The 24,178-nt window shown below is 36.3% G+C and carries 20 protein-coding genes; 19 read left to right on the top strand and 1 reads right to left on the bottom strand.

From position 1 onward, the window contains the following. The first annotated feature begins 26 nt into the window (after window positions 1–26). The 15 genes from F1560_RS12275 to manA all read left to right on the top strand — a co-directional run bounded on the left by F1560_RS12275 (window position 27) and on the right by manA (window position 17,185). The gene (locus F1560_RS12275; protein ID WP_149474924.1) at window positions 27–1,031 is read left to right on the top strand and encodes a LacI family DNA-binding transcriptional regulator; all 1,005 of its coding nucleotides are present in this window, start codon (window positions 27–29) and stop codon (window positions 1,029–1,031) included. 229 nt (window positions 1,032–1,260) lie between these two features. Then, on the top strand, window positions 1,261–1,467 hold the full coding sequence (locus F1560_RS12270; RefSeq protein WP_149474923.1) for a hypothetical protein: 207 nt from the start codon (window positions 1,261–1,263) through the stop codon (window positions 1,465–1,467). 97 nt (window positions 1,468–1,564) lie between these two features. After that, complete coding sequence (locus F1560_RS22680; protein ID WP_149474922.1) at window positions 1,565–2,041, top strand: UPF0236 family transposase-like protein; 477 nt, start codon at window positions 1,565–1,567, stop codon at window positions 2,039–2,041. After that, complete coding sequence (locus F1560_RS22675) at window positions 2,025–2,321, top strand: UPF0236 family protein (RefSeq protein ID WP_149474921.1); 297 nt, start codon at window positions 2,025–2,027, stop codon at window positions 2,319–2,321. Before F1560_RS22680 ends, F1560_RS22675 begins: the two co-directional genes overlap by 17 nt. A gap of 312 nt (window positions 2,322–2,633) precedes the next feature. Beyond that, window positions 2,634–3,617, top strand: coding sequence for a LacI family DNA-binding transcriptional regulator (locus F1560_RS12255; RefSeq protein WP_246811934.1), 984 nt, complete (start codon window positions 2,634–2,636; stop codon window positions 3,615–3,617). A gap of 249 nt (window positions 3,618–3,866) precedes the next feature. Next, window positions 3,867–4,811, top strand: coding sequence for an ABC transporter permease (locus tag F1560_RS12250; RefSeq protein WP_149474920.1), 945 nt, complete (start codon window positions 3,867–3,869; stop codon window positions 4,809–4,811). Window positions 4,812–4,827: 16 nt separating this feature from the next. Beyond that, window positions 4,828–5,724, top strand: a complete 897-nt coding sequence (locus F1560_RS12245; protein WP_210095883.1) for a carbohydrate ABC transporter permease — start codon at window positions 4,828–4,830, stop codon at window positions 5,722–5,724. A gap of 18 nt (window positions 5,725–5,742) precedes the next feature. After that, a complete protein-coding gene (locus F1560_RS12240) occupies window positions 5,743–7,344 on the top strand; it encodes an extracellular solute-binding protein (RefSeq protein ID WP_149474918.1) in 1,602 nt (533 codons plus the stop codon). Between the two features lie 14 nt (window positions 7,345–7,358). After that, on the top strand, window positions 7,359–8,825 hold the full coding sequence (locus F1560_RS12235; protein WP_149474917.1) for a glycoside hydrolase family 32 protein: 1,467 nt from the start codon (window positions 7,359–7,361) through the stop codon (window positions 8,823–8,825). Window positions 8,826–8,938: 113 nt separating this feature from the next. After that, window positions 8,939–9,895, top strand: coding sequence for a carbohydrate kinase family protein (locus F1560_RS12230; protein ID WP_149474916.1), 957 nt, complete (start codon window positions 8,939–8,941; stop codon window positions 9,893–9,895). A gap of 20 nt (window positions 9,896–9,915) precedes the next feature. Next, window positions 9,916–10,557 (top strand): YesL family protein, encoded by a 642-nt coding sequence (locus F1560_RS12225; protein WP_187773720.1) that lies wholly within the window; start codon window positions 9,916–9,918, stop codon window positions 10,555–10,557. A 662-nt stretch (window positions 10,558–11,219) separates the two neighbouring features. After that, complete coding sequence (locus F1560_RS12215; RefSeq protein ID WP_149474913.1) at window positions 11,220–11,651, top strand: helix-turn-helix transcriptional regulator; 432 nt, start codon at window positions 11,220–11,222, stop codon at window positions 11,649–11,651. A 440-nt stretch (window positions 11,652–12,091) separates the two neighbouring features. Continuing rightward, window positions 12,092–14,008 carry a BglG family transcription antiterminator gene (locus F1560_RS12210; RefSeq protein WP_149474912.1) on the top strand — a complete coding sequence of 639 codons (1,917 nt, stop codon included), beginning with the start codon at window positions 12,092–12,094 and terminating at the stop codon, window positions 14,006–14,008. Between the two features lie 154 nt (window positions 14,009–14,162). Next, the gene (locus tag F1560_RS12205) at window positions 14,163–16,124 is read left to right on the top strand and encodes a PTS fructose transporter subunit IIABC (protein WP_149474911.1); all 1,962 of its coding nucleotides are present in this window, start codon (window positions 14,163–14,165) and stop codon (window positions 16,122–16,124) included. Between the two features lie 104 nt (window positions 16,125–16,228). Then, window positions 16,229–17,185, top strand: coding sequence for a mannose-6-phosphate isomerase, class I (gene manA / locus F1560_RS12200; RefSeq protein WP_149474910.1), 957 nt, complete (start codon window positions 16,229–16,231; stop codon window positions 17,183–17,185). A 128-nt stretch (window positions 17,186–17,313) separates the two neighbouring features. On the opposite strand, the gene F1560_RS12195 is transcribed toward manA, so the two are convergent. Continuing rightward, complete coding sequence (locus F1560_RS12195; RefSeq protein WP_187773719.1) at window positions 17,314–18,180, bottom strand: Cof-type HAD-IIB family hydrolase; 867 nt, start codon at window positions 18,178–18,180, stop codon at window positions 17,314–17,316. Window positions 18,181–18,395: 215 nt separating this feature from the next. On the opposite strand from F1560_RS12195, the gene F1560_RS12190 reads away from it, so the two are divergent. The 4 genes from F1560_RS12190 (at window position 18,396) to tkt (ending at window position 24,175) form a co-directional block, all read left to right on the top strand. Further along, a complete protein-coding gene (locus F1560_RS12190) occupies window positions 18,396–20,435 on the top strand; it encodes a BglG family transcription antiterminator (RefSeq protein ID WP_149474908.1) in 2,040 nt (679 codons plus the stop codon). Beyond that, window positions 20,435–20,716 (top strand): PTS sugar transporter subunit IIB, encoded by a 282-nt coding sequence (locus F1560_RS12185; RefSeq protein ID WP_149474907.1) that lies wholly within the window; start codon window positions 20,435–20,437, stop codon window positions 20,714–20,716. The genes F1560_RS12190 and F1560_RS12185 overlap by 1 nt, the downstream gene beginning before the upstream one ends. A 26-nt stretch (window positions 20,717–20,742) precedes the next feature. Then, a complete protein-coding gene (locus tag F1560_RS12180; RefSeq protein ID WP_149474906.1) occupies window positions 20,743–22,083 on the top strand; it encodes a PTS ascorbate transporter subunit IIC in 1,341 nt (446 codons plus the stop codon). Between the two features lie 94 nt (window positions 22,084–22,177). Then, window positions 22,178–24,175, top strand: coding sequence for a transketolase (tkt, locus tag F1560_RS12175; protein WP_149474905.1), 1,998 nt, complete (start codon window positions 22,178–22,180; stop codon window positions 24,173–24,175). Window positions 24,176–24,178: the final 3 nt, after the last annotated feature.

Below are 24,178 nucleotides of genomic sequence, written 5' to 3'. Positions count from 1 at the left end.
TAAAAGGTTGAGAAGGAGAAACAAACATGAAACAACCAACTATATATGATGTAGCTAAAGAAGCAGGTGTTGCAATTTCTACTGTTTCTAAAGTATTAAATAATACGGGTAAAATTGGTGAAAAGACGAAAAAAAAGGTAGAAGACACGATGCGAAAATTAAATTATCAGCCTAGTGTTGTCGCATCGGTTAAGAAGCGTATTAAAACAATCGGCCTTCTAATTCCGAATATAGCGGATCCTTTCATCGCGGAGATTGCAAGAACGATAGAAGATCATGGTAGAAAATTTGGCTATAGTTTGATGATTTGTAGTACGGACAACAATTTAGAAAAGGAAATGGAATATGTTTCTATTTTAAAAAAGAAATATATTGACGGTATCATCGTAGCGACGGGTTTAAAAAATAAAGATGCATTAAAAGAATTGAGGGAGAGTGAAATCCCCTTTGTCATTCTTTCCCGTGAAGTCCCTGCCTTGACTGTGAATACAGTAATGGTGAATGACTTTTTGGGGGCGTTCGAAGCGGTTTGTTATTTAGTGAAATTAGGACATAAAAAGATAGCTATGATTACGGAGGATATTTACTTTTCTGTAACGAGAGAGAGGCTTGAGGGATATAAGAAAGCGCTTGAGCAATCTGGCATATTATTTAACGAAGATTATGTTTCTGTTCATAATATAACGTATATGGACGCAAGAGAAACAGCTATTAACTTGTTAAATTTAAAAGAGCCGCCAACTGCTATATTTGCATCAACAGAGCCACTAGCAATTGGCGCGATGCAAGGAGTGCGTGAATCGGGATTTGATATTTCAACCGATATTTCAGTCATCGGTTTTGACAATTCTATTCTTTCTAAAATGTGCTATCCACAATTATCTACTGTATCCCAGCCTATTGATGAAATGGGTAAGAAAATAGTTGAATTGTTAGTGGAAGAGATAGAAAAACCGAAGAAAGTAAAGCAAAGAATCGTCATGTCTACAGAATTGATTATTCGTGGTACTACAAACGAGTTAACGACTTAGTGATTAATTATCGAATAATTAGACAAGATAGACTCTTCAATGATAAAAAGGGAATAGTATTGAGTATGGGAATACTTTTATAAATACCCGACCATTAATAAAAATAGACAATACCTGAGGGTAAAAAATCCTTCTATCACCTGTTTTTTTGATATGAATTCTTTATCAACAGTTTTGTGCGGAACTTACACTGAAAAATCTTTTACTGATGAAGTAATGGAGAGCCTCCTTGTACATGCTCTCCATGCTGAAACGTACGAGACAAAAATCGCCTATGCTTGTTCCAGAAGAAGAAAAATTATATGTTTTTGGTTTGGAAGAGTATCGTTATGCTGCATCTTTTTTTCAACTAGAGGCCGCATTTCGAATTTCTTTTACTGAAGATGAACTATGCGGAAATGGCAGAAGCAATAGATTCTTTAATAGTGATAAGTAAAGTTGATTCTATTAACATCTAACTAAAAGAACTCGGAAAGTATAATATGTACCCTATAGAGTAGACACTAAAAAGTCTCTTGTATAGGGTATTTTTAATGTATATTGAAAAAGTCGAATTCCATGAAGGAAAGCTTCCATTCTGGGAAGAATTTGAACAGTATTTAATGACGACTTACGAGTACAATCCTACCAAGCATCATCTCGTTATCAACGGGGATGGAGCGAAGTGGGTTACATCGTGTCGGGATTATTTCCAGCATAACGCAACCTTTGTCATTGACCGATTTTACGTTGCACGTGATGTACAGCGCTTATTTCGTGAACATTCAAGATACCGTTCTATCCGAAAGAAACTAGCGAACTATGACTGGGAAGGTTTCATGACAGAGTTAAACAGTGCGGTGGGTACGCTTGAAAATGAAAAGAGAGAAGAACGGTTGGAAGAGTTAATAGCTCAGCTATCTCAGTATCCAGATGCATTGGGAGATTATTGCGAAAGATTAAAAGGAAAAGGTATAGACACAACAGGATTCCGTCCAATGGGGAGAAGGAACGATGAGCGTGTTCGCTAGACGACTTAAAAATGGAAGTAGCTGGAGTGAAAAGGGGCTCGATAAATTCATTAATATTATGGTCGCTTTGAAAGATAAACTGGAGGTTAAAACGCTACATGGGATACTTGAACAGACGCAGGAATTAACACTGAATAACAAAGAAGAAAAGCCGCCTAAACATTTCGTAGAGAAGTTAAAAGACAGCGCTGCAGAAGCAACTAGGGACAACTTAGGGTATTTAAAACAAGCTATCTTAAAACCGATTACGGATGCTTTAAAAGGATTACGAGGATTTTAAAAAGACAAAAATAAGTAGAAACAAGAAGATGTATAAGTTTGAAATCGTTACCAAACAATGGACGAAAACCATACAAAAAAGGGACTAAAAAATTCTCCTACAAGTACTTGACTCAGTCAACTTAAAACATTATTTTGCAATACAAATACTATTTCTGATACACTACTTGTAATAAACCTCAACATCATTTGTATTGTTTTCTTTTGGTTTTCAATTATTATATATAGTAGAAATTGTTATATTTTAGTGTATAAGTTTTAAGGTTAGTAAAAGTTTGTTACAGCAAAAAAGAATTAGTAAAGGTGATGAATAGTGAGGAAGATAAACGAGAATGAAATTCAAAAAGTAAAATTAGGTGATGTTGCTGATAAAGCTGGTGTTTCTCGGACAACTGTCTCAAGGGTATTAAATAATAGGGGGTACATAAGTGATAAGACAAGACAAAAGGTACATGAGGCTGTGGAACTGTTAAATTATCAGCCAAATGAAATAGCAAGGTCACTCTTTATTAAAAAGACTTATATCATCGGCCTTATTTTTCCAACCACAAACAATCCCTTTTATGGACAGCTGATTTTCCATTTAGAGAATATCTGTGAATCATTAGGTTACAGAGTATTGTTATGCAACAGTCAAGGTCGTGAAGATAAAGAGAAGGACTACCTAAAAATGCTGCAAAGGCACCAGGTTGATGGGATTATAGCAGGAGCCCATAACAGAGGAATAGAAGAATATAACAACCAACATCTTCCACTGGTAGGCATTGATCGATATTTGTCTAAAAATATCCCTGTTGTCTCCAGTGATAATTATGATGGTGGGAAAAAGGCAACTCGATTATTAATTGATAAAGGCTGTAAACAGATTATTCATATTAACGGTTCACCTTCTTTGGAAACGCCTGCTAATTTAAGAAGGGAAGCATATGAAGATGTTATGAAAGAGAATCAATTTCATCCGCGCACTTATATAATTGGTGACAACATTATAGAAAGGTTATTTGATGAGAACCCAAATGTTGATGGTATTTTTGCAAGTGATGATCTTATAGCAGCCAATGTGATTAGAGAAGCAAAGAGGAGGAACATAAATATACCTGGCGATTTGAAAGTAATTGGCTACGATGGTACAGAAACAACCAGAATATTATTGCCGGAACTAAGTACCATTCAGCAGCCAGTTAAAGAAATTGCAGATTTGGCAATTAAACTTTTAATGAAACAAATCAATGGTGAAAGTGAATCCCAAATAGAATGGAAGCTACCAATAAAGTTAATCAAAGGTGAAACAACTTAACATAAATATATAAGCTGAAAAAATCTTTTTTTATTTTACTGACAACCGATTGACACACGGAGAGTATTTAGCTATACTCTTTTTTATAAGATCTGTATGTCAACCGGTTGACATATTTATTAAGTGATTGTTGTCTTTTAATTTTTGTGCTCATATGTAATCGTTAACAAAATGGTTAATTGAGGAATAGGCGGTAATGTAACTATAGATAGAATTTTAATAGAAAGGCATTATGCAAGGGAGGATATCATGGATAAAGTGTCCAGGAAAATAACTCAAACAACAAAAAGGAAGGGAAGTCGTAAAAACTATACCAAAAACAACTTCATTTTGTATTTTTTTTTAGCACCTGCTGTTGTCCTAGTATTTATATTCAATTACATACCAATGTATGGAGTGACAATTGCATTTAAGGATTTCAGTCCGATCAAAGGGATTATGGGAAGTGAATGGGTAGGTCTCGATCATTTCATGAGTTTTATGCAATCCCCCAACTTTCAGCAAATTTTCATAAATACGATCAAATTAAGTGGTTTTGAACTTCTTATCGGATTTCCAATCCCTATCATTTTGGCTATCATGGTAAATCAGTTGAGAAGAGCAAAAGTCAAAAAAAATATCCAATTAATCATTTATGCTCCATATTTCCTATCAACGGTGGTAATTGCGGGAATGTTATTTATCTTTCTATCACCAGCAGGACCGGTTAATGGAATTCTGACTTTATTTACGGATGAGCCTATTTCCTTTATGACAGACCCGTCTTATTTCAGGAGTATATTCATTGCTTCCGGTATTTGGCAGGCTGCAGGTTTTTCATCAATCATCTATGTTGCAGCACTCTCAAATGTGGATCCGCAGCTTCATGATGCAGCAACGATTGATGGAGCTTCTCTATTGCAGAGAATCATTCATATTGACCTACAGGCTCTTAAACCGACTATAGCGGTGTTGTTTATTCTGGCGATTGGTGGAATTATGGGAGTCGGTTTTGAAAAAGCATATCTACTTCAAACTGACATGAACTTGCCTGCTTCAGAAATAATTGACACCTATGTATATAAAAGAGGTTTACAAGCAGGAGACTGGTCATTTGGAGCTGCGGTAGGGTTGTTCAATTCTGTTATTAGTCTGGTTTTACTGATAACAGCTAATACTATTGTCAAAAAATTAAATGGTGAAACACTCTATTAGAAAGGAGCGCAAATCGATGAAATTCAAAAATGACCTTGTAAATAACTCGAAAACAGATAGAATGCTTCTCCTGCTTAACAAATTTATTTTAATTTTACTCGTACTTATTGTTACAGTTCCATTATTGTATGTCTTATTCGGCTCCTTTCTACATCCGAATATTTTACTGACAAAGGGTATATCGTTTAATCCTGATGACTGGACACTTGATGGCTATAGAAGGATATTCCAGGATGGATCCATCATGAGAGGTTTTCTTAACTCTATTATTTATGCAGGTGGATTCACTATTGTATCTGTATTGTTTTCTATTCTTGCTGGATACGCTTTATCCGTTGAGAACTTGGCTGGAAAAAAGATTTTTATGATTTTCTTTATCGTAACTATGTTTTTCAATGGTGGGATGATACCTACATATTTACTGATTAAAGAACTGGGTATGATCAATACACCATGGGCAATTATATTGCCAGGGGCAGTAAGCGTTTGGAATATTATCCTGTCGAGAACTTATTTTAAGGGATTGCCAAATGAATTGAAGGAAGCAGCAAGAATAGATGGCGCTTCTGATTTTAAGATATTTTTAAAGATTATATTGCCTCTTTCCAAACCAATTATTTTCGTGCTTGCATTATATGCTTTTATAGGGCAGTGGAATTCTTATTTCAATGCAATGATTTACCTTGAAGATCAATCACTCTATCCACTACAGCTGGTATTGCGTGATATTCTTATTCAGAATGAAGTGCAGCCTGGTATGATTGCAGATCAGCTTGCAAGAGCTGAAATTCAAAGAATTGCAGAAATGATAAAGTATTCTTCTATTGTAATTTCAAGTTTACCATTATTGATTATGTATCCTTTCTTCCAAAAGTATTTCGAAAAAGGTGTAATGGTAGGCTCATTAAAATAAAGAAAGTGAGGGATTTTTATGAAGGTGTTGTTAAAAGCAGTTTCGTTGCTGCTGATTATCTTAACTGTAGGTGCGGGCTGTAGTGACAATAGCGGGGATACTTGGTCTGAAGATTATGGGCTCTCTGATATTTCCTTTCCTTTAGATGAAAAAGTGACATTGAAAATTATGACGGAAAGTTCCCCTTTAGCACCTGTAGATCCAAATGAAAAATCGATTTTTCAGCGATTAGAAGAAGAAACGAATGTTCATATTGAGTGGAGAAACTTTACGGGAGCAACATTTGGCGAGAAAAGGAATCTGGCAATGACTAGTGGGGATATGCCTGATGCAATTATGAATGCTGGTTACAGTGATTATGAATTATTAAAGCTCGCAAAAGATGGCGCTGTCATTCCGCTGAACGATTTAATAGAAGATTACATGCCAAATCTAAAAGCAGTTCTGGAAGAAGCGCCAGAATATAGGGATATGATGACTGCACCAGATGGCAATATCTATGCATTTCCTTGGATAGAAGAACTGGGTCAAGGAAAAGAGAGTATTCATTCTGTAGACAATTTTCCTTGGATAAATGTAAAATGGCTAAATGAATTAGGACTGGAAATGCCAACAACTACGGAAGAATTAAAAGAAGTATTAATTGCCTTCAGAGATAATGATCCGTCGGGTAACGGACAAACAATTCCAATGTCATTTATTATCAATGATGGAGGACAAGACCCTGGGTTCTTATTCGGTTCATTTGGTCTTGGTGATAATTGGGATCATACTGTTGTGACAAACGATGGGGAAGTTAAATTGACTTCTAATGATGAAGGATACAAAGAAGCTATAAAATTTATGAATGAATTACAGGGAGAAGATTTAATTGACATCGAAGCCTTTGAACAGGAGTGGCCTACCTATGTAGCTAAAGGCCAAGAAGGTCGCTATGGCATATATTTTACCTGGGATAAAGCAAATATTTCAGGTATGAATGGCGATTATGAACTTATGCCTCCCCTCGAGGGACCAGATGGTCATAAAAATGTTGCCAGAACAAATGGAATGGGATTTGACCGTTCGAAAATGGTTATCACTAATGCCAATCAAAATCTTGAATTGACAGCAAAATGGATTGATCAGTTCTATAAACCTACTCAATCTGTGCAAAACAACTGGGGTACGTATGGAGATGAGGATATGCAGAATATCTTTGAATTTGATAAAGAGGAAAATATGCTGAAACACCTTGATCTGCAAGGTACTGCCCCTGTTGAATTAAGAGAAAGAACATCAGTTGGCGGACCACTGGCAATTTTAGACAGCTATTATGGAGAGGTAACGACAATGCCGGAGGATGCTTCATGGAGATTGGACCTAATGAAAGAAGTGATGGTTCCACATATAAAAGCCGACAACATATTTCCAAAGGTATTTTTCAGTCTTGAAGAATTGGATCGCCTTTCTAAAATAGAAGCAGATTTACTTCCGTATATTGAGCGTAAAAAAGCGGAATGGATTGCAAATGGGAATGTAGAAGAAGAGTGGGGTGAATATTTGGCCGAGTTAGATCGCCTTGGATTGCAAGAATGGTTGGACATTAAACAAGAAGGATATGATCGAAGTACTAAGTAATGGGGGAGAAATAAATGACAAATCAAGAGTTACAGCGATACAGACCGAATTTACACTTTGCAGCTAAGAAAAATTGGTTAAATGATCCGAATGGATTGGTATATTTCAAAGGAGAATATCATTTGTTCTTCCAGTATAATCCGCATGATAGCGTTTGGGGCTCCATGCATTGGGGGCATGCTGTTAGTAAGGACTTGATCACCTGGGAGGAGCTTGATATAGCACTTTATCCAGATGAGCATGGAACTATTTTCTCTGGAAGTGCAGTGGTAGATTGGAATAATACAACCGGATTCTTTCCAAACGAGCCAGGTTTAGTTGCTATTTTTACACACCACAAGGATGGAAATGGTGAAACTCCGCCAAAACAATCACAAAGTCTGGCATATAGTAGTGACAACGGTCGAACATGGTTTAAATACGAAGGAAACCCTGTACTTTCTCATAAGACAAAAGTTGATTTCAGAGATCCTAAGGTTTTTTGGAACATGAAAACAAGTAAATGGATCATGTCATTAGCAACAGGGCAAACGATTACCTTCTATTCCTCGCCGAATTTAATAGATTGGCAGTTTGAAAGCGAATTCGGAGAAAATGTTGGTTCCCATGATGGGGTCTGGGAATGCCCTGATTTATTTAAATTAAAGGTAGAGGGCACCGGTGAAGAAAAATGGGTTTTATTAGTGAGTATCGGTGATAACGGGATATCAGAGACGGGATCGTGTACACAGTACTTTATTGGTGATTTTGATGGATCTGTATTTAGAGCTGAGCATGATGACATTAGATGGCTGGACCATGGGAGAGACAACTATGCTGGTGTAAGTTTTTCCGACATTCCTGAAGAGGATGGCCGCCGGATTTATCTAGGATGGATGAGCAACTGGAGATATGCTAATGAGGTTCCTACAGAGGGTTGGAGAAATCAGATGACTATACCAAGAATGCTTCAGATTCGGAAAATAGAAGGAAAGTATATAGTTATTCAATATCCTGTAGCGGAACTCGATACTTATTTTGAAAGAAGCGGAGATATTCATGGTCTTGAAATAAATAATTCTGAAACTAAAGTGTTCGAAGTGAACGAGCCTTATCTGGAATTGTTTATGAATATATTAAATAGTGATGCAGATCAATTTGGTATTACGCTGAATCATACACAAACCCAAAGCACCACTATTGAATATGATGCTTCAAATGATGTAATCACATTAAACAGGGAGAAATCAGGAAAAGTAGAATTCTCCGAGATGTTTTCACTGGAAAAAAGGTTGAAAATGGATAACAGCAAAAATGTTCAACTTCGGGTAATTGTTGATACTTTCTCCATTGAAGTTTTTGTTAATGATGGTGCTTATGCTATAACGAGCTTAGTTTATCCTGATCAAACTTGTGAAACTGTGGCAATTTATAGTCAGAACGGAAAAATAACTGTTGAAAATGGTTGCATAGCTACACCTAATAAGACACTTACAATTTAAAATGTAATATCTAATGGTGTATATTAACCTAGGAAGGAGGAAGCAGTTCGAATGTTTCCTCCTTTTTAAATCTAAATGGATAAGTACTTAAGACAATGAAAGGAGAAAAGACAATGGGTGAAAATAAATCCGTAGTTTGTATCGGAGAGTTGTTAATCGATTTTTTTTGTAAAGATACAGGAGATAATTTGGTGGATGGGAGGATTTTTGAAAAACAAGCTGGGGGAGCACCTGCTAATGTATGTGCTACTATTGTGAAATTAGGTGGAACTGCATTGTTCAGCGGAAAAGTTGGAGATGATCCGTTTGGTAGATTCCTTAAAAATACGTTGGAGGAAATAAATGTAGATACTTCAATGCTTGTACTTGATGATGTTAATCCAACTACTTTAGCATTTGTTTCTTTAATGGAGAACGGGGAAAGAGATTTTGTTTTTAATAGAGGTGCCGATGCATTTTTAAACGAAGAAGAACTGGACAAGGAGAAATTAAAAAAGGCTGCCATTCTACATTTCGGGTCTGCAACTGCTTTACTGGACGGACCGTTTCAAACTACATATTTGAATACAATGAAGTCGGTAAAAAAAGATGGAATTTTTGTTTCGTTTGATCCAAATTACAGATCAGATCTCTGGAAAAGAAAGAAATCGAATTTTATAGAACTGGCGAAACAAGGAATTGCAATAGCTGACTTTGTAAAAGTCAGTCATGAAGAATTAGAGATTATTACTAGTACAGATGATTTAAATAGCGGGGTCCAATTTCTACATCAAATGGGAGCTTCCTTGATTGCAGTTACATTAGGAAAAGAGGGAACTTTGATTTCCAATAACTATAAGCAAGAAATAATTCCAAGTATAAAAGTAGATTCCATAGATACAACTGGTGCAGGGGATGCGTTTGTTGGCGCAATGCTGTATCAGCTAGCAAAAGAGGAAGCTATCAAAAATGTTTTGGTAGACTTTGATAAGATAAAGAAGATAACTTATATAAGCAATAAGGTTGGAGCGATTGTTTGTACTAGAGTTGGGGCGATCTCTGCCATTCCGACTTTGGATGAAGTAATATAGTATATATGACAGGAAGATTAATGCCATCAGCTGAAATGGAGGCTCGTGAAATAATGTTTGGCACACAATGGTACTTCCGGCTTGGGAATTTAGGGTTTAATTTAGTATTGTTAAATTTTTTATGGATACTGTTTACGGCTTCTGGTTTGTTCATATTAGGGGGTTTTCCGGCTACTGCAGCGTTATTTGCGGTTATTAGGCTTATTATTATGGAAACAGACAATGGTTCGATTATAAAAATGTTTTGGAATAAATTTAAAACGGAGTTCCTCGCGTCCAATGTAATTGGTTATCTGATGCTGTTAATTGGGCTTCTTTTATATATTGATTTTAAAGTATTGCATCATATAAAGCAGAATACACTTTATATGGCTTTGATGAGTTTGACAATGGTTATTATACTCGTGTACTTACTCAGTTTATTGTATGTATTCCCTGTGTTTGTTCACTATGATTTAAAGCTTTGGCAGTATCCAAAATTTGCTTTAATTCCCGTCATTGCCAGACCGTTGCGCACATTAATAATGGCAATTACTTTAGCTGGAATCTTATTTGTATATATGAAATTCCCTGTATTAATTTTACTCTTTGGCTTAAGCTTAATTAGTTTTATATTGATGAAATTTGCGTATTTATCTTTTTCAAACAAAGGTGACGAATGAAAAAGGCCCTTCTCTATTTATTAAAGTTGTTACAAAGACGAAAATTACTCGTATCTAGTAATTCTTGATAAGTGTTCATGAACCAATAGATTCATGAACACTTTATTAATTAGACTTCAATCATTGAGTATTGGTAAACGATTTAACATGCTCTTTAAGTTAATAGCATCCCATGGTATATGCTGCCTTACTGCAATAATTGGCAGTATGAGTAAAATTCCTTATGAACTAGCTGATGAATTAAAGTTGCTTAAAAATTGTACGAATCAAAGATTTTATATGAACGATGGGTCTAATGCTAAAAGCAAATCGCCATCCACTACATCAGATAATATTTTTATAAATTATACGGATATTAAGGAGGAATTTAAGGTATTAGTCATACAAGAAAATAAACCTGATTTAGAAGATGTTGCTAAGAAGTGGATGGAAATTTTCAAGGAAAAATGATATCACCCACAATTAGTTAAAGAATGGGTAATACATTTATTACTAGATATCGAGAGAATTGTTAATTCAATGAGTAAGGTTGAATATAGTATCATATCTGTCGAGAATCAAAAGATATTCGAATCGGAAATAATCATGCAACTTGAATCATTATTTATAGGCGGTCTAAAAACGAATGTAAAGGTCATGGATTATCAAGAAGGGATGAAATATTGCAGGCACAAAAATATGTCATGATGAATTTGGATAAAAAAATAACATTAGGAGATGTTGCATCATATCTTCATATGAATCCAAGCTATTTTAGTAGGTTATATAAAAAGGATACGAATGAAAACTTCATCGATTTTGTTAATCGTACAAAAATGGAAAGAGCGAAGGATTTGATTGAAAGTACAAATAAATCGATTGAAGACATTGCCTACATGATAGGTTTCGAAAATAAAAGTTATTTCTTAAAGATTTTTAAGAAATATTTTGGCGTAGTACCTAACCATTATAAAGGGCACCCGCTCAGTGAGGGGCTAGGAACTGTGAGAAGATTGGTCGCATTTAAGAACGTATATTGCCAATATTTAAAAATTCACTTCACCTTTGTTTTTGTGAATAAGATATTCGAAAACACTGTACACCATAACGCTTAAATCATGGCATAGGCAATAGACTCAAGTGACAAAATATGGGTTCTTCAAAAATTGAAACCTGCTTTCTACCGTTTGCTGTTCCTTAAATGTGAATGGTAAGTGGAAATAATGGATACAAAAGTAAATCCATCGCATTTTCATTACTAAATGTAATATAAAATTCATCAAATACTCCACTGTAGATGAAAGCTGTAAATCATGGGTAAATAGCGAATTTAGAATTGATGGGGAGGAAATGAATGCAAGTCCCTTCTAAAAGGTGAGGATACATCAGCATAGGATTAAGCTGAGTTATAAAGAACAATTGAGTTCAATTATAGTGGAGACGAATTTCACAGAGTTAGAGAAGGTAAAGAAAAAATAGGGGGAAGGTTACCTATAGATATTCATTGCTTCTCCATCACCTATTAGCTAAACTCATACATAGGAGTAGATAAACGATGAATGAGAGACAAAAAGAACTACTAAAAATACTTTTAACTGAATATCAAGATCCACTTCTTATCCAGGAACTTGCCTCACGATTAGATTGTTCAGAAAAGACAGTGCGAAATGATTTAAAACAAATTGATTTATATTTACGAGAGGTGTCAAGCGGTAGTATCAAACGAAAACCAGGTGTTGGTATAACGCTTGAAATAGATGAAACGGAACGCTTCGAAGTATTGCACTTGCTTTTATCAACGGCTCCTTTCCAAGGTAAAGGGGAACGAATTATTGAAATTGCTTTTCAATTACTTACAAGTAATAATCCAATTACAATTCAAGCCTTTGTAAGCCAACATTATGTAGCAAAGACTGTGATTAAGAAAGAATTGGACAACATACAGCATTGGTTAGCATCTTTTGACTTGGAATTAATTTCTAAACCAGGTCTTGGGCATATGATAAAGGGGACAGAATTGCAGAAACGCCAAGCATTATCACGGCTGCCGCTACTAGTTTCAACAGCCAATCGAAATTATGTCCTTGATTTATTTTTGCTCCATGAGATTACGACAGTTAAGAAAGCGTTACGTGATCTGCGACTGAACTATCAATTATCTTTTACTGATGAAGCAATGGAGAGCCTCCTTGTACATGCTCTCATCATGTTGAAACGTACGAGACAAAAATCGCCTGTGCTTGTTCCTGAAGAAGAAAAAGTACATGTTTTTGGTCAGGAAGAATATCGTTATGCTGCATCCTTTTTTAAACAACTAGAGGCCGCATTTCGAATTTCTTTTCCTGAAGATGAACGTGTTTATTTTACATGGCATCTTATAAGCGGTAAGGTGACTGAAAGCAGTGTGAAAGATAAATTAAGTTCCGATGACTTTTTACTGGAAGTGGTATCTAGTTTTACTAGGAAACTAAGCAAATTAACATTGTTTCCATTTGAAAAAGATGCGGTACTAGAAAGCGGTTTAGTTGTGCATATGCATTCAGTGATTAATCGCATCCGATATGGTTTTCCCATTACGAACCCAATGTTATCTGAAATTAAAAAGATGTATCCTTACATGTTTAGCATGGTTATTCTAACATTAGGAGAAGTAAAACAAACGTATAACCTTGATATTAAAGAGGATGAGGCAGCATATCTGGTTTTACATTTTCAGGCTTCTATAGAAAGAATGGAAGGATCCAAAAGTAAACGTAGGAAGACCTTAATTGTTTGTCATATGGGCGTAGGTATGTCCCATTTACTTGAAGCTAAGATTACCCAAAATTATAAGGGAATTGAAATTGCCGCTTGTGTAAGTAAAGCAGAGGTGGATCAAGCTTTAAAGAAAGAACAAGTCGACTTTATTATATCTACGGTTCCACTAGAAAAAGTGGAGGTACCCTACCTCGTTATATCTCCTCTCTTGGAGACAACAGATAAGGAAAAGCTTAGTCAGTTTATAGATGAACTAGATCATAAGGTTGTTAAAAATGGAGGTTCTTCACTTCAAAGATTAATCTCTAAAGATTTGTTTTTCCTTGGAGTGGACAAGGAACATCGTTATGAAGTAGTTGAGTTACTTGGAAATGCACTGATTCAAAAAGGATATGTAAAGGAAAACTTTACTCATAACGCGTTACTGAGAGAAAGAAAATCAGCAACCTCAATTGGAGGAGGTATTGCTATACCACATGCTGATCCCAGACTCATTCATAAATCAGCGATTGCAGTAGCCATTTTAAAAGATCCTATTGAATGGGGAAATGAATTTGTATCTGTTGTTTTCTTGCTTGCTATAGCAAATTCCGATCAGAAAATAACTAGAGAAGTTATTGGGCAAATTGCAGCAATCAGCGAAGATCCAACAGTGGCAAAGGAATTAGCAGAGACCTATGATATGGAATCATTTATAAGCGTATTAGAAAAGTAAGTAGGTATGTAGAACTACTTACTTTTTATATTGGAATATATACATAATCATTTTTTACCACTAGTTCTGGTAAATATAAAAATTAATGGATAGACAAACTAGAGGTATAATAAATGCATAGAAAGAAAGCGATTACTCTAGAGGAGGATACACGATGAAAGTATTAGCTGTGACAGCTTGTCCAGTTGGAATTGCTCATACGTACATGGCTGCTGAAAATTTACAAAAAGCAGGCGAAGAAATGGGTATTGACATAAAAGTGGAGACGCAAGGATCAATTGGTGTAGAGAATCCATTAACTGAACAAGATATCGAAGAAGCAGATGCAATTATTATTGCTGCTGATAAAGAGGTATCAAAGGAACGTTTTGTAGGAAAGAAGCTAATTGTGACAGGGGTACAAGAAGGAATTCGTAAACCAAAAGAATTGATCGAACAAATTCAAAAAGGTGATGTTTCCGTTTATCGTCCTGAATTAAGAGATGCCACAGATATTAAGAAAGACCGTAAGAAAAAAGAAAATCCTATTTATAAGCATCTAATGAATGGTGTTTCCTATATGGTTCCATTTATTGTTGTCGGTGGTTTATTGATTGCGATTGCATTAACACTTGGCGGAGAGCAAACTCCAGGTGGAATCGTGATACCAGAAGATTCAATCTGGAAACAAATTGAATCCCTTGGTGGTACAGCATTTATGTTTATGGTTCCAATATTAGCGGGGTTCATTGCTGTAAGTATTGCTGACCGTCCAGGCCTTGTACCAGGTATGATTGGTGGTTTTATTGCTGCTAACGGAAGTTTTTATGGAAGTGAAGCCGGGGCAGGTTTTATCGGTGGGATTATTGCAGGTTTTCTAGCTGGTTATGTCGCACTTGCTATTAAGAAAATTAAAGTGCCAAAAGCTGTTCTACCTGTTATGCCAATCATATTTATCCCGATTATTGCATCGGTTATCGTTGGATTATTATTTATCTTTGTTATCGGTGCACCAGTTGCGCAGGTTTTTGAAGCCTTAACTGCATGGCTTGCTGGGATGCAAGGTGCAAGCTCGATTTTACTGGCACTTATTCTCGGTGCAATGATTGCAGTAGATATGGGAGGACCATTTAATAAAGTTGCTTTCCTATTTGGCTCTGCCATGATAGCTGAAGGTAACTATGAAATTATGGGACCAATTGCTGTTGCTATCTGTATCCCACCAATCGGAATGGGATTAGCAACGATGCTGAATAAGAGAAAATATCTGGATAATGAAAGAGAAGCTGGAAAAGCTTCGTTTACGATGGGGCTATTCGGAATCACAGAAGGTGCAATACCATTCGCAGCACAGGACCCACTTCGTGTAATTCCAAGTATTGTTGTAGGTTCAATGGTTGGTTCTGTTATTGCGATGATTGGTAGTGTTGGTGGTAGAGTTGCACATGGTGGTCCAATTGTAGCTGTGTTAGGCGCCGTAAATAATGTGGTAATGTTCTTTATAGCAGCAATTGTTGGGGTTATTGTTACAGCATTTATGGTTAACTTCTTGAAGAAAGACCTGGTTGGTGAGCCAGCTGTTGCAGTTGCAGGCGGTGGTACGCTCAGTGAAACAAATGGGGAAGTACAAGACGAGTCTGCTCCTGAAGAAGTTGAAGAAGAAGTTGAAATGGAAGAAATCAATAAGCTAACCTCGATTACGAATGTTGATTTAATTGAAACGGATTTAGCTGGTGAAACACGTGATGATGTGATTGATGAGCTAATTGAAAAGTTTGATGCATCTGGAATTTTAAATTCGAAAGAAGCTTTTAGACAAGCAATTTTAAATCGTGAAAGTCAAAGCACAACAGGACTTGGTATGAATATCGCTATCCCGCACGGCAAGTCAAACACAGTAAAACGCCCTGCAGTTGCATTTGGTATTAAGCGAGATGGTGTTGACTGGAAGAGTTTAGACGGAACGGAAGCAAAGCTAATCTTTATGATTGCAGTACCAGAGGAAAGTGCTGGAGACGCTCATTTAAAGATTTTACAAATGTTATCACGTAAATTGATGGATGAAGAATTTAGAGAGCAGCTATTAAATGTGCACAGTTCAGAAGAAGCTTATAAGTTATTAGATACGATAAGCTAGTTGGAACTAAAATGACAGAAGAAAACCTTGTGTTTTCTTCTGTTCCCCTTATGTTAGAATGACACTGTACATAAAAAGAAGAATTAAGACTAATGGAGGACGCTATGTATAACGAACCTATTTTTCTACAACCTGTATTTCAAGAAAGAATCTGGGGTGGGCAAAAATTAAATACACAATTTAATTATGACATTCCTTATGAACACACTGGCGAGGCCTGGGTTGTCTCTGCACATCCAAATGGGCCAAGCATTATAGAGAATGGTCCATTAAAGGGAAAGACGTTAGCTGATGCTTGGCTGGAACATGGTGAATTATTTAATAAGCGTAAAGACAATGATGATGCTTATCCTTTATTGGTGAAAATTTTAGATGCAGCTGATGACCTATCCGTGCAAGTACATCCGAATGATCAATTTGCACAAGAGGTAGAAAACGTACCTTACGGAAAGACAGAGTGCTGGTATGTTTTAAATGCAGAAGAGGGTGCGGAGCTTGTATTAGGACACCATGCAACGTCACGTGAAGAACTTGAAGGCATGATTGATCGTGGCGAATGGGATCAGCTGTTACGCCGTGTCAGTGTAAAAGCCGGAGATTTTGTATATGTTCCAAGTGGCACGATCCATGCAATTGGTAAAGGGATCGTAATCTTGGAAATACAGCAAAGTTCGGACATTACTTACCGAGTGTATGACTATGACCGGACAGATGCAGCAGGGAATAAACGCGAACTGCATTTGGAACGTGCAAAACAAGTGACAACTGTTCCACATCAAGATGCAAAGGTAGAACAAACGGAAAACGTGGTAGACGATTTAACAGTTAAGAAATTGGTAGAAGAGAAGTATTTTTCTGTGTATCACTGGGAGTTAAACGGTAATGCTTCACTTACGATGGACAAGGACTTTTTGCAGGTTAGTGTAATTGCTGGTCAAGCAAAGCTAACATTGAATGGTCAGGATTTTGAAATAGAGAAGGGGAGTCATTTTGTAATTCCTCATCATATTGGAGAGTATGAGATCTCGGGGAAAGCAGAATTTGTCGTTTCTCATACTTAAATGGAATAAGCCTTATTACTTAGAATCGTAATAAGGCTTATTTATAAGGATATATGAAATTTTTCCATTCGTATAAACGTAATGAAGTATTTATCGAAGCAACTTGGTATGAAACATGTCTAATTGAATTAGATTAACTGAAACGAGTTTTCTTTTAGTTTGTCAACCAAACACTTATATAATCCATTTTCCTGATAAGAATATGTAGTTACTTCATTGGCTTTTTCTTGTACCGTATCTTCAGCATTCTTCATTGCTATGCTATATGCTGCGAGTTCAAACATTGGCAGATCATTTTCACCGTCTCCGATTGCCAACAAATTTTCTTTTGAAAGATTATACTCTTTCAGTAACATTTCAATACCCGTTGCTTTTGACACATTGCTAACCATTATTTCAGCATTGTGCAGAGATGATGAAGAGAGGGAGAAATCTGTTTCCTGTTTTATCTTCTTTAATGTATGTTTCCAGTTATTAATTACTTCCGTGTTCATGCTAAAGAAATAAACCTTTAAATTATCTTCATAACGAATTTCATCAACCCATTTCATTTCATCTTGAACAGACTCGACTCTGGAAATGTACTCATTATTTAAGAGTGTATCAGGTCTCGGTAAATTTAATTCTTTCTCGAGGGTTTCTTTATCATCCTTTAATGCGAATCTTTTTCCGTTTTTTGGGTGAATTTCATAATATAAATTTCTTTCGCGGGCATTGTTCAGAACAGTTTTGACGAGGTCTGCAGGTAAGGTATGTTGGGAAATATCTTTATTATTCGTGAAACAGCTCATACCATTTGCTGAAACGAATCCATCAATATGAAGTTTTTCGGGGAGGACGTCATAAATTTCTTGTTTCGTTCGACCAGTTGCAATAAAAATGCGTATATTTTGGTTGCGTAATTCACGAATTAGTTTTACTAGCTCATCAGAAACAGTATTTTTATCATTTAATAATGTCCCATCCATGTCAAGTGCAATCGCCTTAATATCCATTAGTAAACCAACCTCCATAAATTTTATTCTTAGATCAGCTCTTTCTGCTCACTTATATATTGTTTCACGCCTTAAAGTATAATAGAGTACTGAAATAAAACAACCTAATGAACAGCCCAATTGATGTTGGAAGCCCTTGCAATTATTGTGCCCAACGATCATTGTACCAACGTTGGAAACGTTTTATAATTAAATTAAGAGGTGGAGGGATACTATTGTTTGACCAACGATCCTATAAACTGTTTGAAGAATTAACAAAGCATGAAAAAATAACGAAGCAAGAAATAATGATGCAGTTAAATTTATCTGAACGTCAACTTCAGTATGATTTGGAAAAAGTGAATCTTGCACTTGGCAATAATGATTTGCCGCGAATCGAAATTTCCAATCAGTTGATTATGATTGATAAGAAATTAAGAAATCTAGCCAAAACAAACTATTTAGACATTAATGCCAATCAGTTCATTATATCGGAACAAGACAGGTCATACTTAATTTATTTGTACACCTTTATTCGTAAAGAGCCTGTTTCTAATTACCATTTTCAATTATTACTGGGTGTAAGCAAAAATACAGCACTTACAGATGTAAAAAGGTTACGAAAAATTTGTGAAGAGTGGGATGTAGAGTTCCTATACACACGTATTGATGGGTATCATCTAGCTGGAACTGAAATGGATAAGCGGAGATTAGCAATCTTTAGCGTAAGTCATTTACTTTCTCAACCACTCGGTAAAGAAATCATTATTTTGGCACTTAAGTCATGGGGGAAGGCAGAAGTCCTCGTTGAAACACAACAAATTATTAATCAATATCTAGAAACAAATGAGATAAGTTTAGTTAAGAGTAGAAAGACAGAGATGATTATCCACCTCGCTCTCTTGAGAGTTCGTACGGGAAAGGCAGAATTATCTTTTACGAACTTAGAAAAACAAATGCTTGAAAGCCAGAGTATATTTAAACATGGGAAAGAGTTGACGAGGAGGTTATTTTTTGAAGGAGGTGAGGATGAAAGTTATTTTGTAACGATACAGTTACTCGTAACACTTGGGATAGTTACAAGCCAAGCTAGTCCTACATTAGAGATGTTAGCAGGACAAATTATCGACGAGTTTGAAAAAAACACATTACTTCCAATTAAAGATAAAGCGTTTTTGAAAAGAAGTTTATACAATCATCTTGTTCCAGCATTTTTTAGAATTACATTTGAAATTCCACTCTTCAATCAATTAACGGAAAGAATAAAGCTAGAGTATCCGGATCTTTTTCAGTTTGTGAAGCGTTCTTTATCCCCGCTGACTCTTTGGACAGGTAAAGAAATAAGTGAATCCGAAATTGGATTTTTCACCATGCATTTTGGTGGCTACCTAGGTAGCGGGAATAATCTGCATTCAGAGAAGTTAACAGGATTAATCATTTGTTCCAATGGGCTAAGCTCATCCATTATGCTTGAAGCGCAATTAAAAGAGCTGTTTCCTACTATCCGATTTTCTAGAATACACAATCGCGATAAATTTGAAGATATACCGTCAACAAATTATGATGTCGTATTTTCAACCATTAAGGTTGAATCTGTAAAGCCAGTATTCGTTGTAAAAGCGTTACTATCACAGGTAGAAAAACATTATTTAATTCGTGATGTATTACAAAAATTCCCAAGATTAGATGGACAAATGTTCACTGTTGAGCAATTGATGGAAATTATTAAGAGACATACAGAAGTAAAAGATGAAAATCAACTATTTTCTGAGCTTGTCAATTTATTTTATGTACAAAACAAAAGTAAGGGGATGAACAAACCAATGTTATCAGAGCTCTTGACGAAAGACACAATCCATTTTACGGATGACAAATTGGATTGGAGGGATGCGATTATTGAAGCATCACAACCATTGGTAGAATCCAATAAAGTACAACGTAAGTATGTGGATTCCATGATAACAAATGTAGAAGAAATTGGAGCATATATTCATATCGGTAAAGGAATAGCTATTCCGCATGCTAGACCAGAAAATGGTGTGAACCAGCTGGGGATGTCCTTTCTAAGAACAAAGACTCCTGTGTTACTTCTAGATCAGGAAGAACATAAAATTGATATTTTTATATGTTTAGCTGCTATCGATAGTGAAGCACATCTAAAGGCACTTGCACAATTAACAAAAATATTAGGTGATAATGAGTTGCTTGAAGCTCTTAAAGCTGCTAAGACTGCAGAGCAAGTAATCGAAATTATAAAAGAGGGAGAGAACAAATAATGAAAATTTTAGCGGTTTGTGGATCAGGTTTAGGAACTAGTTTTATGGTAGAGATGAATATCAATCAAATTTTAGGTGAGCTCGGTGTGACAGGAGTAGAAGTATCTCATTCTGATTTAAGCTCAGCAACACCAGGAGATGCAGATGTATTCTTTCTTGCTAAAGACATTGCTGAAGGTGGGGCACATCTAGGTGAGGTTGTTGTAATGGAAAGCATCATTGATATGGACGAGTTAAAAACCAAAGTAACACAAGTCTTGGAGGAAAAAGGATTGCTCTAATGTAAACCAAAATAGGGGGTCAAGAAATGCAGACGTTAATTGATATTTTAAGTCAACCAGCCATTCTAGTAGCACTCATTGCTTTAATTGGTTTAATGGCACAAAAGAAGAATATGTCGGATACCGTAAAGGGAACTACGAAAACATTCGTAGGTTTCCTTGTCATTTCAGCAGGCGCAGGAATTCTTGAATCTGCATTGGTACCGTTTGGAGCTATGTTTGAGCAAGCCTTTAATGTTACTGGAGTTGTACCAAATAATGAAGCGATTGTAGCTCTTGCATTATCAGAATATGGTACAAATACAGCATTAATTATGTTTTTCGGTATGGTCGTTAACATCCTTATAGCTAGATTTACTCGATTTAAATATATTTTCTTAACTGGACATCATACACTTTACCTTGCTGCGATGTTAGCTGTAATTATGGCTGTTGCAGGATTCGATACAATTGGATTGATTGCTGCAGGTTCTGTTGCACTTGGTATTGTAATGACGTTATCACCAGCTATTCTTCAGCCGTTTATGCGTCAGTTAACTGGAAATGATAATGTTGCATTAGGTCATTTCAGTGCTGTTGGTTATGCTGCAAGTGCTTTAGTTGGTAAATTATTTAAAGGAAGTAAAGAAAACTCTACGGAGAATATTAACTTTCCAAAAGGTTTGGGATTTTTACGAGATAGTACAGTAAGTATTGCATTGACAATGGTTGTCATGTATGTAATCGTAGCACTTTTTGCTGGACCTACTTATATTGAAGCTGAACTAAGTGGAGGTACAAACTTCCTCGTATTTTCGCTAATTCAAGCAGGTAGTTTCGCTGCAGGTGTATTCATTATTCTATCCGGAGTTCGTTTAGTATTATCAGAAATCGTACCTGCATTTAAAGGGATATCTACTAAACTTGTACCAAATGCTAAACCGGCACTTGATGTTCCGATTATTTATCCATATGCACCAAATGCGGTATTAATTGGATTTTTTGCAAGTTTCTTAGGTGGAATATTCAGTATGGTCATTATGATTTTCACTGGCGGTGTCATTATTTTACCGGGTGTTGTACCTCACTTCTTTACAGGAGCAGCTGCAGGTGTTTTTGGTAACGCTACCGGTGGCTTTAAAGGTTCTGTTGTTGGATCCTTTGTCAATGGGGTAATTATTTCATTCCTTCCAGTGTTCTTAATGCCAGTACTTGGTGATTTAGGATTCGCAAATACAACATTCTCTGATGCCGACTTTGGTGTATCTGGAATATTCTTTGGTTCATTAGCTAACTATGCTGGACCAATTGCCATCACAATTAGTTTAATTGTCATCCTTGCATTAATGGCAATACCTGTGAAAAAGAAAAAAGCAGAAACAAAATAAGATCGTTAAATGTGTTGTAGTTTAAATGATGCTGAGGCTTATCGGTATAAAACCTCAGCATCTAAGAACTAAAAAAATACTGGAGGTTCTTCATATGATTACAAAGAGTTCAAGGGTTTCTGAGTTATCGATTAACACAATTCGTACGCTAACAATTGATAGTGTGGAAAAAGCACAACACGGACATCCGGGAATGCCAATGGGGGCAGCTCCTATGGCATACAGTCTTTGGAAAAATGTCATGAACATTAACCCCGAAAATCCGAAGTGGTTCAATCGTGATCGATTTGTATTATCAGCTGGACATGGTTCCAATTTATTGTATAATTTGCTTCACCTTTCAGGTTACGATGTAACGATAGAAGATCTACAGAATACAAGGCAGTGGGGAAGTAAAACACCAGGACATCCGGAGTATGGAATAACTCCTGGAGTTGAAGCAACGACAGGACCACTTGGACAAGGTATACCTGTGAGTGTTGGAATGGCTTTAGCTGAGAGGCATTTGGCTGAAACATATAATAAAAGTGATTTTCCTATTGTAGACCATTACACATACACAATTTGTGGTGATGGAGACTTAATGGAAGGTGTATCCTATGAAGCAGCATCGCTTGCAGGACACTTGAAGCTAGGACGTTTAATTGTATTATATGATTCAAATGATATAAGTTTAGATGGTGGTCTGGACTTGGCATTTTCGGAAGATATTAAAAAACGTTTTGAATCGTGTAACTGGCAATATTTATATGTTGAAGATGGAAATGATATTGAAGCTGTTCAAAAGGCCTTGTTAGAAGCAAAAGCAGATGAAAATCGACCGACTATTATTGAAGTGAAAACTGTTATTGGTTACGGCTCACCGTCTTTACAAGGAACAAATGATGCACATAGTGACCCTTTAGGAAAAGAAGAAATCGAACGTACGAAAAAATTCTATAACTGGGAACACGAAGAATTCCATGTACCAGATGAAGTATATGAAGACTTTAGCAGTATTAAAGAGAACGGGATAGCAAAAGAAAAAGAATGGAATGACCTATTTGCTGCATATCAGAATGAATATCCAGAACTTGCTGAAGGGCTAAAGCGTATCATCGATGGTGAGCTACCGGTTGATTGGGATAATGGACTCCCTGAATATAAAGAAGGAGAAACACTTGCAACACGGGTTGCAGCTAGTGAAACATTGAATCTACTAGCTAGTAAATTACCTGAATTAGTTGGTGGTTCTGCTGACCTAGATTCATCAACAAAAACAAGATTAAAAGATTACGTTGACCTTAATAGTCAAGATTATTCTGGAAGGAATGTTCGATATGGTGTAAGGGAATTTGCGATGGGAGCTATTGCCAATGGACTTGCACTGCATCATTTACGTCCATTCGTAAGTACATTCTTTGTTTTCTCCGATTACTTGCGTCCAGCAATCAGACTAGCTTCCTTGATGGAACTGCCAGTAACATATGTGTTTACGCACGATACGATAGCAGTTGGACAGGATGGACCTACTCATCAACCAGTTGAACAGCTTGCTGCATTTAGAGCAATGCCAGGAATTTCTGTCATTCGACCTGCAGACGCAAATGAAACAAGAGAAGCGTGGAAAATAGCTGTGGAGGAAAAGAATCATCCAACAATGCTAGTGTTAGGCAGACAAGGATTACCTACATTACAAGCGACAGAAACGTTGGCAACGGAGGGTGTCCGTAAAGGAGCTTATACCGTTTCCAAAGCTTCAGATGAAGCAGTTGGAATTATCATCGCAGCTGGTTCTGAGGTTTCTTTATCAATTAAAGCTCAAGCTCGTTTAGCTGAAGAAGGCATCCATGTAAATGTTGTAAGCATGCCATCATGGGACCTTTTTGATAAACAATCAGCAGAATATCAAGAAAGCGTATTTCCTAGCAATCTACAAAAACGTTTAACAGTAGAAATGGGCTCTAAGCTTGGATGGAGAGAGTATGCTGGAAGTGAGGGTGACGTAATGAGCATTGATACATTCGGCGCATCGGCTCCAGGAGACCAAGTAATTGAAGAATATGGTTTTACTGTAGAAAACGTCGTAAATAAATTTAAAGCATTATTGTAATGG

The sequence above is a fragment of the Oceanobacillus polygoni genome (assembly GCF_008304605.1).
GTDB lineage: Bacteria > Bacillota > Bacilli > Bacillales > Amphibacillaceae > Oceanobacillus > Oceanobacillus polygoni.
This window is presented reverse-complemented; position numbering and strand designations above follow the sequence as displayed.

Excerpts from the sequence above, each read along its gene's own strand:
- F1560_RS12250 (WP_149474920.1), top strand. The coding sequence starts at position 3,867 with ATGGATAAAGTGTCCAGGAAAATAACTCAAACAACAAAAAGGAAGGGA.
- tkt (WP_149474905.1), top strand. The coding sequence starts at position 22,178 with ATGATTACAAAGAGTTCAAGGGTTTCTGAGTTATCGATTAACACAATT.
- F1560_RS12245 (WP_210095883.1), top strand. The coding sequence starts at position 4,828 with ATGAAATTCAAAAATGACCTTGTAAATAACTCGAAAACAGATAGAATG.
- F1560_RS12240 (WP_149474918.1), top strand. The coding sequence starts at position 5,743 with ATGAAGGTGTTGTTAAAAGCAGTTTCGTTGCTGCTGATTATCTTAACT.
- F1560_RS22680 (WP_149474922.1), top strand. The coding sequence starts at position 1,565 with ATGTATATTGAAAAAGTCGAATTCCATGAAGGAAAGCTTCCATTCTGG.
- F1560_RS12205 (WP_149474911.1), top strand. The coding sequence starts at position 14,163 with ATGAAAGTATTAGCTGTGACAGCTTGTCCAGTTGGAATTGCTCATACG.
- F1560_RS12180 (WP_149474906.1), top strand. The coding sequence starts at position 20,743 with ATGCAGACGTTAATTGATATTTTAAGTCAACCAGCCATTCTAGTAGCA.
- F1560_RS12275 (WP_149474924.1), top strand. The coding sequence starts at position 27 with ATGAAACAACCAACTATATATGATGTAGCTAAAGAAGCAGGTGTTGCA.
- F1560_RS12230 (WP_149474916.1), top strand. The coding sequence starts at position 8,939 with ATGGGTGAAAATAAATCCGTAGTTTGTATCGGAGAGTTGTTAATCGAT.
- F1560_RS12210 (WP_149474912.1), top strand. The coding sequence starts at position 12,092 with ATGAATGAGAGACAAAAAGAACTACTAAAAATACTTTTAACTGAATAT.
- manA (WP_149474910.1), top strand. The coding sequence starts at position 16,229 with ATGTATAACGAACCTATTTTTCTACAACCTGTATTTCAAGAAAGAATC.
- F1560_RS12185 (WP_149474907.1), top strand. The coding sequence starts at position 20,435 with ATGAAAATTTTAGCGGTTTGTGGATCAGGTTTAGGAACTAGTTTTATG.
- F1560_RS12195 (WP_187773719.1), bottom strand. The coding sequence starts at position 18,180 with ATGGATATTAAGGCGATTGCACTTGACATGGATGGGACATTATTAAAT.
- F1560_RS22675 (WP_149474921.1), top strand. The coding sequence starts at position 2,025 with ATGAGCGTGTTCGCTAGACGACTTAAAAATGGAAGTAGCTGGAGTGAA.
- F1560_RS12235 (WP_149474917.1), top strand. The coding sequence starts at position 7,359 with ATGACAAATCAAGAGTTACAGCGATACAGACCGAATTTACACTTTGCA.
- F1560_RS12225 (WP_187773720.1), top strand. The coding sequence starts at position 9,916 with ATGCCATCAGCTGAAATGGAGGCTCGTGAAATAATGTTTGGCACACAA.